Origin of the sequence: Akkermansia muciniphila (assembly GCF_018709685.1) — a bacterium.
Taxonomy (GTDB): domain Bacteria; phylum Verrucomicrobiota; class Verrucomicrobiia; order Verrucomicrobiales; family Akkermansiaceae; genus Akkermansia; species Akkermansia muciniphila_E.
On the sequence record NZ_JABDHQ010000019.1, the window covers coordinates 16,159 to 31,300 of the forward strand.

Consider the following 15,142-nt stretch of genomic DNA (forward strand, 5'->3'; position numbering starts at 1 on the left):
ATGCCTTTCCTGCGTTTTCTCCTTTTCCTCTCATTCTTCTGCGGCACGGTCCAGGCGGAACACCGCGTGTTCACCAGAAAAGACGGCTTCCTGTCCATGCGGGACAAGCTGAACGTCTATTTTTTCCAGTCCGGCACGCACCGCCTTCTGGTGCGGGATGAAGGGAGCGTCAGGGCTCCCCGGTACGGTTCCCTGGACAAGGCCATGAGGAAAAGTCCCTGCGTGGCCGGAGTCAACGGCGGATTCTTCGGCGCGGACGCGGAGGGAACCCCGCTGGGCCTCGTCGTCCAGGACGGCAAGCGCCTTTCTCCGCTGGCCACGGGTTCCTTCGCCGTTTCCGGAGTCGTTTATGAGGACGGTAAAAGCGATCTGGCCCTTGTCCGCAGTTCCGTGCTGAAACGCATGAAAAAACTGCCCGTCATGCAGGCGGCCATTCAGGGCGGCCCCTTTCTGGTGGAGAACGGTTCAGCCGTAAAGGGGCTTAACGCGCAGAAGTCCACCTACCGCACCTTCATCGCTACGGACGGCGGCAAGCGATGGTGCATCGGCGTTTCCTCCTCACTGACGCTGAAGGAACTGGCCGATTGGCTGGCTTCTCCCGGAGCGCTGGGGGATTTCAGGGTAAAGACGGCGCTGAACCTGGACGGAGGCTCTTCCTCCGCCTTCTGGTGCCATGAGTCCGGCATTTCCTACCCCGCATTCAAGCAGGTCAGGAATTACCTGGGCGTAGCGCCGCGCCGGTAAACGCCGTCCTTCACGGGGCCGGCGTTTCTCTTTCCCTTATTCATCCTGCGCAGGAGAAGAGCCGCAAACAGCAGGAAACAGGCCAGGACGGCCCAGTCCCCCAGCATGGCGTACAGGGTTATCTCCGTACAGCCCACGGGCAGCGTGGCGTTCATCACCCCCCGGGTAAACGGGGAACCGGAGGAATCCCTCAAATCCGCAATGACCGCGCCGTTGGGCGCCAGGGCCACGCTGACGCCGGTATTGGCGGCGCGGACCATGGAGCGGCGCAGTTCAATGCACCGGAACGCCGCATTGCGCCAATGCTGTTCATTGGCGCTGGAGCGGTTGAACCAGCCGTCATTGGTGACGTTCACCATCAGCTGGGGCTCCTGCCGCACGAAGCGGCGCACCCAGCCCCCCACCACGTCCTCAAAGCACACCAGCGGGATGACGCCCACCGTGACGGAGCTTCCCGGGCGGATGGGAACGGGAACGGGCTCCGTGGAGGCGCCCGGCGTGTAATTCAGTCCCATGGCCGTTCCGGCGGAAGCTTCAAAGGCCTTTTCCAGGAACGGGAAGGTTTCGCGCATGGGAATGTATTCTCCGAAGGGGACCAGCATGGCCTTGGCATGCGGCCTGGCCGTGGAATAGTCCCCCTCAAACACGGTGAGGCAATTGTAGGCCCGTGCCACACGGCCTTCATCGGAAAGGTAAATGTCATCCGTTCCCGTGAGCAGGATGAAGTTGCCCAGATTGTTCCGGATGGCCTGCACGTAGTCCTCCTCCGCGCTCAGGAAATTGACGTTGTCCTGCTCCGGAAAGAGCTCCCCCGTGGAATCACGGTAAAAGGTGGAGATGGGGAAGGAGCTCTCCGGCCAGATCACCCAGGACGGCAGGTCCAGGGAGGCCTCCGTCCCGTTTCTGGCGGCCTCTTCCAGGGTCCGGGCTTGAAGGTCCAGCAATCCCTGCTCCGTCGTATCCAGCAAAGCCCTGTAAACGGCGCCCCTGTTGGCGGCGTCCCATTTTTCCTTCTGGCTCAGGTTCAACTGCACGGTCATGACGGGAACGGTCCATTTGCCGTTCCCGGTAGCTGTGCCGGACTGGGGGGAGTAGCGCGCCGTCCAAAGCACGCCCACGACAAACATGACCAGCAGGACGGAGACCAGGGAGAAGAAGTCCCAGGGCACCGTGCGCCTGCCTTCATGCACCACCATGGTTCCGGCCCGGCGGCAAACGCGCCACAGCCAGATGGAAAAGACTACCGGAATAAAGGCTAGGGTCGTCACCCCCGTGTATTCCGCCCACTGGGCCAGGGGATTGCCGTACAGGGCCACGCCCAGGTTGTTCCAGCCGAAGCCCGGTATCAGCCAGCCCCGCACCCATTCCAGGCACACCCACAGGGCCGCTCCGCCCAGCGCGGCGGCGGCGCTGGGCAGCATGTCCGCCATGGCCCAGGCTTTCCAGGCGGCCCGGCGGTCCGTTCCCGTTTGCCGCGCATCCGGCAGGGGCTGGGCGTCCGGGCGGAAGAACACGCCCATGACCAGCGCCCAGACGCCGGGAAACAGGCCCCCGTAAAAAATCATCAGCGGAATGTAGCCCAGCGTGCTGACCTCATTCACCCACCAGAAGGAGATGCCGTAATACGCCACACCGAAGAGCCAGCCGTACAGGGCATAAGCCAGGGCCCCTTTCCTCCCCTGCCGGCGGGGGCCGTACCACAGCGCCGTGAGCAGCGGCAGGAAGCCTATCCAGACGCAGCCGCTCCAGTCCACGGGAATAAAGGAACAGGCCGTCAATACGCCGGAAAGGGCGGCCAGGAGCAGCCCGGCCCAGACAGGCAGGAGGCGGGGGGGGGAGGGAGAAGCGGTGTTCATGGTAAAAAGCCTTCTTTTCCGGAAAAGGCACGCCGGCATTCTTCCTTATGCTGACTCATTCCTGCAACAAAAAAGATTGCAAAATTCGGCCAAATGCGGAAATAGTGGGCGCAGTTCATACAACCCATCACACATATGGCAGATATCGACGAAAAAACACCTCTTAACGTCCCCGGCAAGTTTTACGTGGACAGCTCCTGCATTGACTGCGACCTTTGCCGTGAAACGGCTCCGGAAAACTTTGGCAGGGATGATGACGAAGGCGTCTCCTACGTCAAGAAGCAGCCTGACAACGACGAAGAAACGGCTGCCTGCGTGGAAGCCATGGAAGGCTGCCCCGTGGAAGCCATCGGTGACGACGGCGAATAATATAGTTTCATATTATTTTTCAAACCGCCCGGGGCTGTTGACATTCAACGCTCCGGGCTTTTAATTGATATTCATGCCTTTTCCGCAGTCTCCATACGTCCCTGACCGGGACCGTCCGGATCCCTACGCCTCCCCTGCCCGGTATGAATACCTTTCCCGTGACGAACGGGAGGTGCGGCAGGCGCTGGCGGACTGGTTCCAGGTTTCCCCCGGAACCAGTGAGACGCGGAATCTCCATACGGCGGAGTCCCTGCTGGGGGATATTCTCGCCAAACTGCCCCTGGATGAAGAAGGGATGGATCCGGAACTTCTCCGGAAAGGCTGGATGGCCGCCGCAGGGCCCTTCCTGGGCCAGCAGGCCAACCTGCTGTCCATCGTCAAGGGAGTGGCTACCGTGCAGGTGCTCCAGCCCGCCATGCGCTACCACCTCCAGCAGTGGCAGGGCGCCCTGCTGGGAAAGCTGAAGGAGCAGTTCGGCAAGAATGCCGTCCATTCCATCCGCATACGGATAGGATAATTTTTCCTTCGGACAGGCGCCCTACCCTGTCAATCTCCTGCTCTTCATTGCGTTAACGGAGATTGAAAACATGTTCGGGATTTGTAATCCGCTGTCAAACGGATTTTTTTCTTTCCTGATTTACGGTCAGGGCCTTTCTGCCGTTTCCCGCGGCTTTCCCAAAGGAGAAAATCGCAGGAAATTAAATGTTGGATATTTTTATCATCAGCTTTTAATCAGTAAATTAACTATTTTATTGCCGTTAATGTTTCTTTAGCGGATTACAAATTCTGTAGCTTCATCATGAATCAAGTGAAATACGCGCCATGGCGGGCGCGGCCCTTTCGCTTTCCAGCAGCAACTTAATATACTGATGAACACGACCTTCTTTCTGGCATTATCCACAGCGGCAGCCCTGGCGGCATCCGGAGCGGAAATATGGAGCTCCCTGGATGGAATCATTCCGGAACTGAAGATGGGGGAAACCGCGGTCACCCGCATTAATTATTCCTCCGGAAGCGCTCTGATCGCGAATGGAGGGCCCTCCGCAAATACCGTGCAGTCCGTCCTTGGTGCCCTGGACGCCGGATGGTATTCCGGCACCAGGAATAACAATACCGGTACGCTTGCTTCCGTGACGGCGGACGGCACTACCAACCTGGTTTCCGCCACCGGCGCAGGCGGAGGGTTTACCGCCGTCAAATTCCATGAAGTGTCCGCAACTACCCTGTCCGGATATGAAGCCCTGAGGATTTCCTTTGATACGGGAGGGCTTTACGACGCCAGCAGAACGGGGCAGCCCCAGAATTTCAGCCTTTGGTACAGCCTGGGGGGAGAGGCAGATTCCCTTCTCCAGGCCGGGTCCACGATTTCCGGGCTGGCGGGGAATGTCAGCAACAATTCCTATGGCTGGACGATTTCCAAAGAGGAGTACGGCAGCTTGTTTGACCGGGGAGCCACCTTTTACCTGGTGATGAATACCGGCGTTCTTAATACCAGCTACGCTTACCAGGAGCTTGCCGTGAGCAATTTCAGCATGGAGGGCCTTTTGGTTCCGGAGCCTTCCTCCGCTGCCGTCACGCTGCTCGGGCTTGGTGTCTGCGCCCTCAGAAGGAAAAGAAGGTGAGACAACAGAAAAGACCAGTGTTCCGCGCCATTTAAAGTTTGATGAAAGAGAGGCTTTTATTTAAGTGTATTACTATTATGCGACTAACATCCTCCCTCCTTTTGCTGGCATCAGGCCTGATGCTCTGTTCCCCCTCTTCCTACGGAGACTGGACTTCCCCGCACCCCCTCCAGCAGGAAAAAGCCGCACCGGTGCCCCTCATCCCCTTCCCGGCCCAGGTAGACTGGAAACCGGGAACATGCCCTAAAAAAGCGCCCGTTTCCGTGAAAAAGAACGCCGCCCTGGCCAAAACGCTGGGCAAGGAAGGCTACGAGCTCCAGATCCGCCCCAACGGCATCCTGATCAGGGCGGCTGCCGACGCAGGCGTTTTTTATGCCCGCAGGACGCTGGACCAGCTGGGCGCCAAGGGGGATTACCCGTGCTGCGACATCAAGGACAGCCCGGCATTCGCCATCCGCTGCTTCATGCACGACGTAGGCCGCAATTTCCGGCCCATTGAAACGCTCAAGGCGGACATTGACGAGATGGCCCGGCTCAAGATAAACGCCTTCCACTGGCACCTGACGGACTACCCCGCATGGCGCATCCAGTGCAAGAAGTACCCTGTTTTAAATGATCCCTCCAAGAGGATCAAGGGGCGGGACGTCAACGACACTTATACCTACGACCAGATCCGGGACCTGTTCCGGTACGCCAAAAAGCGCCACATCCAGATCATTCCGGAAATCGACATGCCGGGGCACAGCACCTATTTCCAGAATTGCTTCGGTTTTCCGATGCACGACCCCAGGGGCGCTAAGATTCTGGAGGAACTGCTGGAAGAATTCTGCCGGGAAATTCCGGTGGAAATGTCCCCCTACCTCCACATCGGCGCGGATGAAATCCACATCCCCAACGGGAAGCAGTTTGCGGACCGGATGGCGGCCAAGGTCAAATCTTTGGGACGCCAGCCCATCCAGTGGGCGGGCAATAACGACCTGCCCGTTTCCGGAGACAGTTACGCCCAGTTGTGGAATGACGAGAATTCCGTAGGCCTGCCGAACCCCGCCAAGCAGAAGAACCCCTATTTTGACTCCACGGCAGGCTACATCAATTCCTTTGACCCCGGCATCCTGGTGCGCAGGAATTTCTTCCGCCAGCCCTGCGGAACGGCGAAGAGCGACGACCATTCCCTGGGCGTCATCCAGTGCCTGTGGCCGGATACCCGGGTGGAGGACAAGAAGAACATCCCCATCCAGAGCCCCCAGTGGCCGGCCATGTTCGCCATGGCGGAGCGCAGCTGGAAGGGCATTCCGGAGGACGGCTCCCGCTTTGCCGGAAAATTGCCGGAAAAGGATACGGAGGCCTATCAGGCCTTCTCCCTGTTTGAAAAACGCATGGAAGCCCTGGCCGGAAACAAGCCCTTCCCCTACTGGCGGGATTCCTTCGTGGAATGGACCGTGTCCGGCCCCGTTCCGAAAGACAGGCAGGAGGAAGTGAGGAACGGCCTGCTGGCCGGAAAATCCCCCGCGGGCGTGGAGCAGCTCCAGGCGCGCGGCGGCAACCTGTACTTCCGCACGCGTGCGGGAGCGGAAGGCCTGTTCTCCAAGACCAAGCCAGGCAATACCGCCTGGGCGGAGACGACCTTTTACGCGCCCAAGGCAGGCACCATGTACGCCATGGTGGGCTTTGACGCTCCGGCCCGCTCCACACGGCGCTGTTCCGGCGTTCCGGCTGCCGGGGAATGGTCCCAGTGCGGCACCAGGATATGGGTGAACGGCAAGGAAGTGAAAAACCCCCAGACCTATAAGCTGGCAGGCCAGCGGCGTTATGAAAAGCACACCTGGAATTCTCCCGCCAATGAAATATCCTTTGACAATGAGGAATTCTGGTGGGCGCGGCCTCCGGTCCCCTTCCAGGTAAAGGCCGGGGAAAACAAAATCCTGATTGAACAGCCGTACACGGGCAGCTTCCAGTCCTGGGGCGTCAGCTTCATTCCGGTGAAAAAATCGGGAGACCGCTGGGTTGCCGATCCAAGCTATTACGTCAAGACCAGGGGGAAAAAGTAGGATTCCAGCTTTCCGGTTGCCATGAGAAGTAAACATTTATTCCCCCTGCTGGCTTTTCTGCTGGCGGTTCCTTTCGCCACGGCCGCCCAGCGGCCCAATGTCATTCTCATCCTGATGGATGACATGGGCTGGGGGGACCTGCCCTCCTACCAGGACCAGCGCATGAAGGAGGGGCTTCCCGCCATGGACAACCCCGGCCTGCGCTCCCTGGCCAGAGAGGGAATGACGCTGACGCGCCATTATTCCTCCGCCCCGCTCTGCGCCCCTGCCCGGGGCTCCCTGTTCACGGGCGTGCACCAGGGCCATGCCAAGGTGATCCGGGACAGGTCCTTTGACCTGCCCATTGAAAATGCCCCCACCCTCGGCACGGTCATGCAGTCCGCCGGGTACAGGACGGCTCTCATCGGCAAATGGGGGATAGGCGGCGGCCGGGAGCATGCGGGCACCCCGCAGGAATCCACGGCCTACCCTACCAAACGCGGCTTTGACTATTACTTCGGCTACCTGGACCACGTCAGCGGCCACCACCATTATCCCAAGGAAGACCCCAATCCCATTTCTCCGACCAAAAGAAGCGGCATCTGGGACGGGGACAAGTGCATTACGGCGGATTGCGACAAGGCCTATTCCGTGGACCTGCTGACGGCCCGCGCCAAAAAATGGATTATAGACACAAACCGCCAGAACCCCCGCCAGCCCTTCTTTCTGGCGCTGACCCACATCGCCCCCCACTCCCAGCTTCAAATACCCACCGGCCCGTATCCGGAAGGCCGCGGCGTGAAAGGCGGCGTACAGTGGCTGGGGAAGCCCCACAAGCTGGTCAACACCGCGGAGGGCAAGATCAACTCCTACATCTATCCGCGCTATGCGGACAAGAAATGGCCCATGGCGCAGAAGAGGTACGCCACCATGATCGCTCGCCTGAGCGATTCCTTTGAAGACCTCATCCAGACCCTGAAGGACCTGAACATTGACAAGAACACCGTCATCATCATGACGTCCGACAACGGGCCCCATGACGAGGGCGGCCAGAATCCGCAGTTTTTCCGCAATTACGGGCCTTTTGACGGCATCAAGCAGGATGCGTGGGAGGGCGGCTTCCGCGTTCCCGCCATCGTGCGCTGGCCCGGCCACGTTCCGGCCGGTTCCGTAAGCGACCATCCGTCCCAGTTCCACGACTGGATGGCGACGCTGGCCGCCATCGGCGGCGTCAGGGCGCCCTTCCGCAGCGACGGCGTTTCCCTGCTCCCCACTCTGCTGAACAAGGGGGCCCAGCCGGAAAGCCGCCTGTACATGGAGTACAGCGCCAAGATGTCCCAGAGCAAGAAGACGACGCCCGGCTACAAGGACTTCCTGCCGTCCAGGAGGAACGCCGTCCGTGGTGACGAGCAGATGGTTTACATCGGCAAATACAAGGGAGTGCGCACCAACATCCAGTCCCATGCGGACCCGTTTGAGATTTACGATACCGCGAAGGACCCGGCGGAACGCCATGACCTGAAAGACACGCCGGAAGGCAAAAAGATGCAGCCCGTCATGCATGACAGAGTGCTGAGGATGCGGCGCATTTACGATTACACCCATCCGGAACGCGGCACCTTTGCCCAGCGGCCCTATGATGAAGAACCCGTTCCGGCCCTCAGGAAGGAGGAGATGCCCGGAAAACTGGTTCCCCTGACGGCGCAGTCCGCCCAGGGCGTCCGCCGGAAGGACGGCAGCATGAAAAGAGTGCTTTACCTGAACGTTCCGGAAACGGGGAAATACGTCTTTTTCATGAAAACTCCGGCCAAAAAGGGGGCCATGGCATTCGTCAGGCTGCACGACGCTCACCTGCTGGATGCGGAATACGGCTACAGGCCCGGCACGGAGGTATCCTCCTCCATGGGGGAAAATACCACGGAAGGCGCGCCTGACCAGACGGGCCTGAAACCCATCCCGCTGGAAAAGGGCTGGCATCCCCTCCTGGTGGAGACGGAAGGCTTTTCCGAGCTTCCCACCCTCTTCTGGCAGAAGGAAGGCGGCAAAAAAGAGGCCATTCCGGCCCGGGCCTTCCGCGTGGCGGCCCCCTGAATCTGTGAGGCGGGGACGGTTTTCCGTCTCCGCCGCTTTTCCCCCGCAGCCCCGGAAGTCATTTTCCCCCGGTCATCAGGATGAGGGCGCGCGGGAAATACCGCTTGATAAACAAATAAACGCCACGCGCCAGCATGTAAACCACAGGCGCCAGGCACCACCACGCCCAGGCGGGCCATGGAGACGGGAAGCACATTTCCACGCCCGTCAAAGCAATCAGCACAAAGATATGGGAGCAATACACGAAGAAGCTGCCGGAGGCCCATTCCGCCATGCGCCGCGCCGCGCCTGAATTGACGGTTTTCAGCACTATCCCGAAGCTCAGGAAGGCCAGCACGGCCAGCCCTGAAAAAGCGGCGGCCGGAACCGGGAAGGTATCCGTACAGCTTGCCCAGACCAGCGCCGCACAGGCCAGCAGAATGGAGCCGTGGACGGCCAGGGGCAGTTTTTCCCAGCGGTTCAGGCAGTCCGGCACGGAAGACGCCAGCAGGAGGCCGAGCACAAAATCCCCGAACATGTAGGGGCTGGGCCATGCCAGGGAATCATCCCACCGGTTCAGGAAAAGGCACAACAGGCCCAGCGAGTAAAGAACCCAGCGGACCCTGGAAAGAAGAAACGCGGCCAGCGTGAATATCATCAGGTCACGCAAAAACCACATGGGGGTGAGCATGGGGCACGCCCCCAGGCCGAATACGGAAGCCAGCGCGCCGGGAGAAACGGGCATTCCCGCCAGCAGCCAGTAGGCCGCGCACCAGAACAGGTACGGGCGCAGCAGGGACATCAGCCGCCCGGCGGTCCATTTGGCCGCGCCCGCCCCCAGCAGGCGTGGCGCGGAAAAATACCCCGCCAGCAGGAAAAACACCGCCAGCGCAGGGCCAATCAGCCATTGGTTGGGAGGGAATCCCGCGGAAGGGACATGCTGCATGACGACCACCAGCGTGGCCAGCAGGCGCGCAATCTCCACCCAGGGCAAACGGCCCTGAAAGACAGGGGTGGCGGAGAGAGCGGTCATGACGGCGCCATTCTGGACGAACCGTGCCGCAAAAGCACTATTTTTATTGCCCGTCCGTTTTTTAGCATCCTTCCAGTATTCCGCCGGCCACGGGTTCAATTTCTCCAAAGCTTTTGACTCCGGGCGGGTTCTCCACATGAAGGCCAAGGTGCTTTTCCATCCAGACCACGTGGTACCAGCGGTGGAATTTATACCCGCACCGGTGGAATTTGCCCGCCATGTGAAACCCCAGCTTTTCATGAAACCTGATGCTGTCCGCGGCAAGGTATTCATCTTCTTTCTCCGGACAGGCAATGCAGGCGTACAGGTTCAGGATTCCCTGCTCCTTCAGAATGAGTTCCAGGGCTTCATAAAGCCTGGAGCCTATGCCCAGTCTTTTTCTGTCCGGAGCCACATAGACGGAAAGCTCCGCGTCCCACTCATAAGCCGCCCGTTCATGAAAGGCGCCCGCATAGGCATATCCCAGAATTTCCCCGTCCGCTTCCGCTACCAGCCAGGGATATTTTTCCTGTACGCGCCTGATCCGTGCGGCAAACTCCTCCGGGGAGGGAATTTCATATTCAAAGGTAACCGCCGTAGCTGCCACATAAGGCCCGTAAATGGACAGGAGCGCCTCCGCATCCCGTTCCGTTGCCGCCCGCAGGCTGATTCCGTGCCTGTGTCCGGCAAGAGGCTGTGAAGGCGTGCACGTATCCATGGCCCTTTCTTCATACCGTGCCGGGGCCGTTCTGTCACTCTTTCTATTGACGGAAGGCCGCAACTTTTGCGGCGCTCCATGGAGGTTTCCAGCCGCACCGGAGAGTAGGTCCTCTCCCGTGTTTTTCTATGGCCCTTCTGTTGGGGACAAGGGGCTTGCCCCCTTGCAAACTCCCAATGAAAAACGGGGAGAGGAAAATTTCCCTCCGCTACGCTTCAGAACAATTTCCTGGACGAAGGCCGGAGGCCTCCGCTCCCAGCCGGCGGATGAAGGACTATTCCCGGGAACATGCCCTTCCCAGCATTTTTTAACAGCCACCTTGCCGGAAACAAGAAGCTGATTCATCTTACCCTGCGGGCCCATGCCTCGCATTCCTGTCCAACCGGGAATCCCCGCTTTCCCGTCCCATAAAAAACGGCCGGATTCCCGAAGGGACCCGGCCATTGGAAAGGATGCCCCGTGCACCAGGGCCTGCGTTCAGGAATAAAAACCGGTGTCCGGTTCCCGTTCCTGCCGCCTGCGCTTGAAGTAGGGGTTGCGGTAACGGTGGATGCAGTTCCTGGGGGCGCCCGGGGTATAGTGGAGCGGGTTCGCCTCCCTGGCGGCTTCCCGGCTCAATATCTCCACAAAGTCCTTCAGGGACATTTCCAGGTCCGCATCATGGCATGCCAGAGCGGCGGATATGCGCACCATGCCGTTGTCATAATCCACATACATGGCGAACAGCGTGGTCTGGTACAGATGCCACGGTTCGTCATCCGTTTCTCCGGACTGGTGGCCGCTGATGGCCTCCAGCAGCCATGTCAGCGCGTGTTCCAGTTCCAGATTGTCCAAAACATCCCGTATAAGGGACGTTTCATGGCCAAAGACGGCCACGCTTTCCTGTTGTCTTGCCCTGTTGATTTTCATGTCTTGGTTCTCCTTTCCGGTTTCCCTGGTCTGTGCGGGACGGCGGATCATCCTACCGCTCCAACGTACTTGGACACTTTTATTCAGCAGGTTGTTCAATTTGAAACGGGATTATTTCAATCCATGTCCACTTTTCCGATATAGGGCAATTCCCGGTAACGCCCGTCCAGGTCCATTCCGAACCCCACCAGGAAGTCATTTCCCCAGGTAAAAGCGACGTAATCAGCCTCAAAGGGCACTTTGCGGCAGCAATGCTTGTCCACGGCCACGGCGGTGAGCACCCGCTTCACGCCCCTGTTTTTCAATTCCCGGCAGACTTCGGCAAGCGTGGCGCCCGTGTCCAGCACGTCGTCCACCACCAGAACGGGTTCCTCCGGATGGAAGGAGCCGCAGTCACCCTCCCAGACAATGGAGCCGGAGGCCGCCATTCCCGCATAGCTGGTGACCTTGACGGCTTTCACCGCGGGACGGGATTTCAAATGCCCCGTCAGCAGGGTCGCGAAAGGAAGGGCGCCCTTCAACAACAGGAGCAGAACGTAGTTCCGCCCCGCCATGTCGGCGTCAATGGAAGCGGCCAGTTCCTTGACGCGGTCATTGATGGCCTGCTCCCCAATCAAGGGAGTGATGGTGTAAGTCATGGAAGCGGAGGAATGATAACGTCCCGGACATGGAAATCAACCTTGGAAGAAGAATGATTGGCGGGCGGAAACGCTTCCGGCATGGGTCCCTTCCCGCCTGAACGCGGCGGCGGCCGTTTCTTCCGCTTTCCGCTTGCAGGAGTTTGCCCATGAATTTTATCCGTTGTCCAGGGTTTGCGGAAAGTGGCGGACGGGGGCGCATTTAACGGTAGCGTCCCCCTGCACCGCATGGTAAAGTGGGGCAGAAATGACTGATTCCCCTTCCAAACGCCTTTTTATTCTGGATGGAATGGCTCTGGCCTATAGAGCCCATTTTGCCTTTTTCTCCAACCCCATCCGCAATTCCAAGGGAGTCAACACGTCCGCCGTGTACGGCTTTGCCAATACGCTGCTGGGCATTCTGGAGCATGAGCGGCCCACGCACATCGCGGCCTGCTTTGATACTTCTGCTCCCACGGAGCGCCACCAGCTTTACCCGGCCTACAAGGCCAACCGGGAATCCATGCCGGAGGATCTGAGCGCGCAGATGCCGCTGATTTTCCGGCTTCTGGAGGCCATGAATATTCCCATCCTGCGTTATGAGGGATATGAGGCGGACGATACGATAGGCACGCTGGCGCGCCTGGCGGACGATACGAAGGAGTTCCAGACCTACATGGTCTCCCAGGACAAGGACCTGGGGCAGCTCATTTCCCCCACCTGCTTCCTGTGGCGTCCCGGCAAGCGGGGCAATGACCATGAGGTGATTAACCTGGAAAAGCTTAAAGAGAACTGGGGCATTGAACGCGCGGACCAGGTGATTGACATCCTGGCCCTGATGGGGGACAGCTCCGACAATATTCCGGGGATTCCCGGCGTGGGTGAAAAAACGGCCAAGCTGCTGATCGGGGAGTTCGGCTCCGTGGAAAACCTGCTGGCCAACACGGACAAGCTGAAGGGGAAGCGCAGGCAGATGGTGGAGGAGAACGGCGCGCTGGCCACCCTTTCCAAGCAACTGGCCACCATTGACCGGGAAGTGCCCCTGACGGTAAGCCTGCCTGACCTGGTGAAGAAGGAACCGAGCCCGGAGGACCTCCTGGCCCTTCTCCAGGAGCTGGAATTCCGTGCCATGCAGTCCAAGCTGTTCGGTAAAAAAGCCCCGGAGGCCAGAAAAGCCCCCATCCCCGCGGATGACCTGTTTGCTCCGGCCGGGACGCCGGAGCCCGCGGCGGAAGCGCCTGCCGCTCCCGCACAGCCCAGGCAGCAGCATGAAGCGGGCCAAATGGATTTGTTTGAAGAACGCCATCTGAAAACGGCGGATGATTTCAAGCATGAATACCTTATTGCGGATACGGCGGAAGCCCGCGCCGCCATGGCGGCGGAACTGGAAAAGCATGGTTCCTGGTGTTTCAAGGCGGAGGCCACGGGCCAGAATCCCCTGACGGACGAGCTGCGGGGGATCGCCTTCTGCGCGGAACCGCGCAAGGCATGGTACCTGCCCGTTTCCGGTCCGGAGGCTCTGGAAGCGGTGAGGCCGCTTCTGGAAGGCACTGCGGAAAAGATCGGCCACCACCTGAAGTTTGACCTGGAAATCCTGCGCGCCAACGGCATCCGGGTAAAGGGGCCCTTTTTTGACACGATGCTGGCCCATGCCCTGATCGCCCCCGGCATGAAGCATGACCTGGACCTTCTGGCGGAGAGCTTCCTGCAATATTCCACCATCAAGCTGAAGGACATCGCCGCGCCGGGAGCCAGGAAGCGGGAACTGGATACCAGCGGCATTTCCGTAGAAGTCATGGGCAAGTATTCCGCGGAGGACGCGGATATTACCCTCCAGCTTTCCGGCATCCTGAAAAAGCAGGTGAAGGAGAGCGGCATGCAGGAGCTCTTCCGCACGGTGGAACTGCCCCTGCTGCCCGTGCTGGCGGACATGGAGTTTACCGGAATACGCGTGCTTCCGGAGTCCCTGGAAAAGGCTTCCGTGAAGGTGGGCGCCATCATTGACGGCCTGCGGGAGAGGATTGAAGAAGCCGCGGGCCACCCCCTCAACCTGAATTCCCCCAAGCAGCTCGGAGATTTCCTGTTCGGGGAGCTGGAGCTGGTGAAGAAGCCCAAGAAGACGCGGACGGGCCAGTTCGTGACGGATGAAGACACCCTCTCCGCCCTGGCTCCCGGCCACCCCATTGTGGCGGATATCCTGGCCTACCGGGAGAACATGAAGCTGAAAAGCACGTACCTGGACACGCTGCCCAAGTACATCTGCCCGCGGGACGGCCGCATCCACACCCAGTTCCACCAGATGCTGACCACTACCGGGCGGCTGGCCTCCCAGGACCCCAACCTGCAGAATATTCCGGTAAGGACGGAACAGGGGCGCCTGATCCGCACGGCCTTCGTCCCCGCCTCTGATGAGTACACCATGCTTTCCGCGGACTATTCCCAGATTGAGCTGCGCATCATGGCGGCGCTTTCCGGAGACCCCGCCATGTGCGAGGCGTTCCAGGCCGGCAGGGACATTCACACGGAAACCGCGGCCAGGGTGTACGGCATTTCCCGCGACGAGGTGGAGGTGACCATGCGCCGCGCGGCCAAGACGGTAAACTTCGGCATCATTTACGGCATTTCCGCCTTCGGCCTTTCTCAGCGGCTGGGATGCTCCCGCAGTGAGGCCGCCACCCTGATTGAAAATTACTTCACCCAGTTCCCGGTGGTCAAGTCCTTCATGGAGAACCTGGTGCACAAGGCGGAAAAGACCGGTTACGCGGAAACGCTGCTGGGCCGCAGGAGGATGATTCCGGAAATCAATTCCGCCAACAAGACCATCAAGTCAGCCGCGGAGCGCACCGCCATCAACACCCCCATCCAGGGCACCGCGGCGGACATGATCAAGATAGCCATGATCCATGTGAACAAATTGCTGGAGGGAACCAGGTCCCGGCTGATCCTCCAGATTCACGATGAATTGCTGGTGGACCTGCACAAGGATGAAACGGACCTCATCCCCAAGATTGAGGAGGCCATGATCGGCGCCCTGCCCCTCCCCAACGGCGTCCCCATCCTGGTGGAGGCCAGGACGGGGAGCAACTGGCTGGAAGCCCACTGACCCATTTGCCCGGTCCAGGGGGAACGGAGATGCCGCCGGGTCTTCTCCGCTCCTCCCGTATTTTTAAATTGACGGATGCTTTCAGATGTTGGAAG

General features: G+C 59.7%; 12 protein-coding genes. 7 read left to right on the forward strand and 5 right to left on the reverse strand.

Annotated elements, in window-relative coordinates:
- Positions 1 to 744 (forward strand): phosphodiester glycosidase family protein, encoded by a 744-nt coding sequence (locus tag HHJ06_RS10545; protein WP_215429546.1) that lies wholly within the window; start codon positions 1 to 3, stop codon positions 742 to 744.
- Here the strand turns inward: HHJ06_RS10545 and lnt are convergent.
- Positions 717 to 2,600 (reverse strand): apolipoprotein N-acyltransferase, encoded by a 1,884-nt coding sequence (lnt, locus tag HHJ06_RS10550; protein ID WP_215429548.1) that lies wholly within the window; start codon positions 2,598 to 2,600, stop codon positions 717 to 719. The genes HHJ06_RS10545 and lnt overlap by 28 nt on opposite strands.
- A gap of 135 nt (positions 2,601 to 2,735) precedes the next feature.
- Here lnt and HHJ06_RS10555 point away from each other — a divergent pair, with 135 nt between their 5' ends.
- From HHJ06_RS10555 to HHJ06_RS10575, 5 genes are all read left to right on the forward strand, one after another.
- Entirely contained in the window at positions 2,736 to 2,969 is a 234-nt protein-coding gene (locus HHJ06_RS10555) for a ferredoxin (protein ID WP_215429550.1), read from the forward strand.
- A gap of 73 nt (positions 2,970 to 3,042) precedes the next feature.
- On the forward strand, positions 3,043 to 3,486 hold the full coding sequence (locus HHJ06_RS10560) for a DciA family protein (protein ID WP_215429552.1): 444 nt from the start codon (positions 3,043 to 3,045) through the stop codon (positions 3,484 to 3,486).
- Between the two features lie 352 nt (positions 3,487 to 3,838).
- Positions 3,839 to 4,591 (forward strand): PEP-CTERM sorting domain-containing protein, encoded by a 753-nt coding sequence (locus tag HHJ06_RS10565; RefSeq protein ID WP_215429554.1) that lies wholly within the window; start codon positions 3,839 to 3,841, stop codon positions 4,589 to 4,591.
- Positions 4,592 to 4,668: 77 nt separating this feature from the next.
- Positions 4,669 to 6,639, forward strand: a complete 1,971-nt coding sequence (locus HHJ06_RS10570) for a family 20 glycosylhydrolase (RefSeq protein WP_215429556.1) — start codon at positions 4,669 to 4,671, stop codon at positions 6,637 to 6,639.
- A gap of 21 nt (positions 6,640 to 6,660) precedes the next feature.
- Positions 6,661 to 8,709, forward strand: a complete 2,049-nt coding sequence (locus HHJ06_RS10575; protein WP_215429558.1) for a sulfatase-like hydrolase/transferase — start codon at positions 6,661 to 6,663, stop codon at positions 8,707 to 8,709.
- A 58-nt stretch (positions 8,710 to 8,767) separates the two neighbouring features.
- Here the strand turns inward: HHJ06_RS10575 and HHJ06_RS10580 are convergent, their stop codons facing one another.
- The 4 genes from HHJ06_RS10580 to HHJ06_RS10595 form a co-directional block, all read right to left on the reverse strand.
- Positions 8,768 to 9,721 carry an acyltransferase family protein gene (locus HHJ06_RS10580; RefSeq protein WP_215429560.1) on the reverse strand — a complete coding sequence of 318 codons (954 nt, stop codon included), beginning with the start codon at positions 9,719 to 9,721 and terminating at the stop codon, positions 8,768 to 8,770.
- Positions 9,722 to 9,782: 61 nt separating this feature from the next.
- Complete coding sequence (locus HHJ06_RS10585) at positions 9,783 to 10,418, reverse strand: GNAT family N-acetyltransferase (RefSeq protein WP_215429562.1); 636 nt, start codon at positions 10,416 to 10,418, stop codon at positions 9,783 to 9,785.
- Between the two features lie 477 nt (positions 10,419 to 10,895).
- Positions 10,896 to 11,327: a hypothetical protein gene (locus HHJ06_RS10590; RefSeq protein ID WP_215429564.1), complete on the reverse strand. Its 432-nt coding sequence runs from the start codon at positions 11,325 to 11,327 to the stop codon at positions 10,896 to 10,898.
- A 116-nt stretch (positions 11,328 to 11,443) separates the two neighbouring features.
- Positions 11,444 to 11,965, reverse strand: a complete 522-nt coding sequence (locus HHJ06_RS10595) for a phosphoribosyltransferase (protein ID WP_215429566.1) — start codon at positions 11,963 to 11,965, stop codon at positions 11,444 to 11,446.
- 247 nt (positions 11,966 to 12,212) lie between these two features.
- Here HHJ06_RS10595 and polA point away from each other — a divergent pair, with 247 nt between their 5' ends.
- Entirely contained in the window at positions 12,213 to 15,047 is a 2,835-nt protein-coding gene (gene polA, locus HHJ06_RS10600) for a DNA polymerase I (protein ID WP_215429568.1), read from the forward strand.
- The last annotated feature ends 95 nt before the right edge of the window (positions 15,048 to 15,142 follow it).

Coding starts and splice junctions, on each gene's coding strand:
- HHJ06_RS10545 (WP_215429546.1), top strand. CDS start 1: ATGCCTTTCCTGCGTTTTCTCCTTTTCCTCTCATTCTTCTGCGGCACG.
- lnt (WP_215429548.1), bottom strand. CDS start 2,600: ATGAACACCGCTTCTCCCTCCCCCCCCCGCCTCCTGCCTGTCTGGGCC.
- HHJ06_RS10555 (WP_215429550.1), top strand. CDS start 2,736: ATGGCAGATATCGACGAAAAAACACCTCTTAACGTCCCCGGCAAGTTT.
- HHJ06_RS10560 (WP_215429552.1), top strand. CDS start 3,043: ATGCCTTTTCCGCAGTCTCCATACGTCCCTGACCGGGACCGTCCGGAT.
- HHJ06_RS10565 (WP_215429554.1), top strand. CDS start 3,839: ATGAACACGACCTTCTTTCTGGCATTATCCACAGCGGCAGCCCTGGCG.
- HHJ06_RS10570 (WP_215429556.1), top strand. CDS start 4,669: ATGCGACTAACATCCTCCCTCCTTTTGCTGGCATCAGGCCTGATGCTC.
- HHJ06_RS10575 (WP_215429558.1), top strand. CDS start 6,661: ATGAGAAGTAAACATTTATTCCCCCTGCTGGCTTTTCTGCTGGCGGTT.
- HHJ06_RS10580 (WP_215429560.1), bottom strand. CDS start 9,721: ATGACCGCTCTCTCCGCCACCCCTGTCTTTCAGGGCCGTTTGCCCTGG.
- HHJ06_RS10585 (WP_215429562.1), bottom strand. CDS start 10,418: ATGGATACGTGCACGCCTTCACAGCCTCTTGCCGGACACAGGCACGGA.
- HHJ06_RS10590 (WP_215429564.1), bottom strand. CDS start 11,327: ATGAAAATCAACAGGGCAAGACAACAGGAAAGCGTGGCCGTCTTTGGC.
- HHJ06_RS10595 (WP_215429566.1), bottom strand. CDS start 11,965: ATGACTTACACCATCACTCCCTTGATTGGGGAGCAGGCCATCAATGAC.
- polA (WP_215429568.1), top strand. CDS start 12,213: ATGACTGATTCCCCTTCCAAACGCCTTTTTATTCTGGATGGAATGGCT.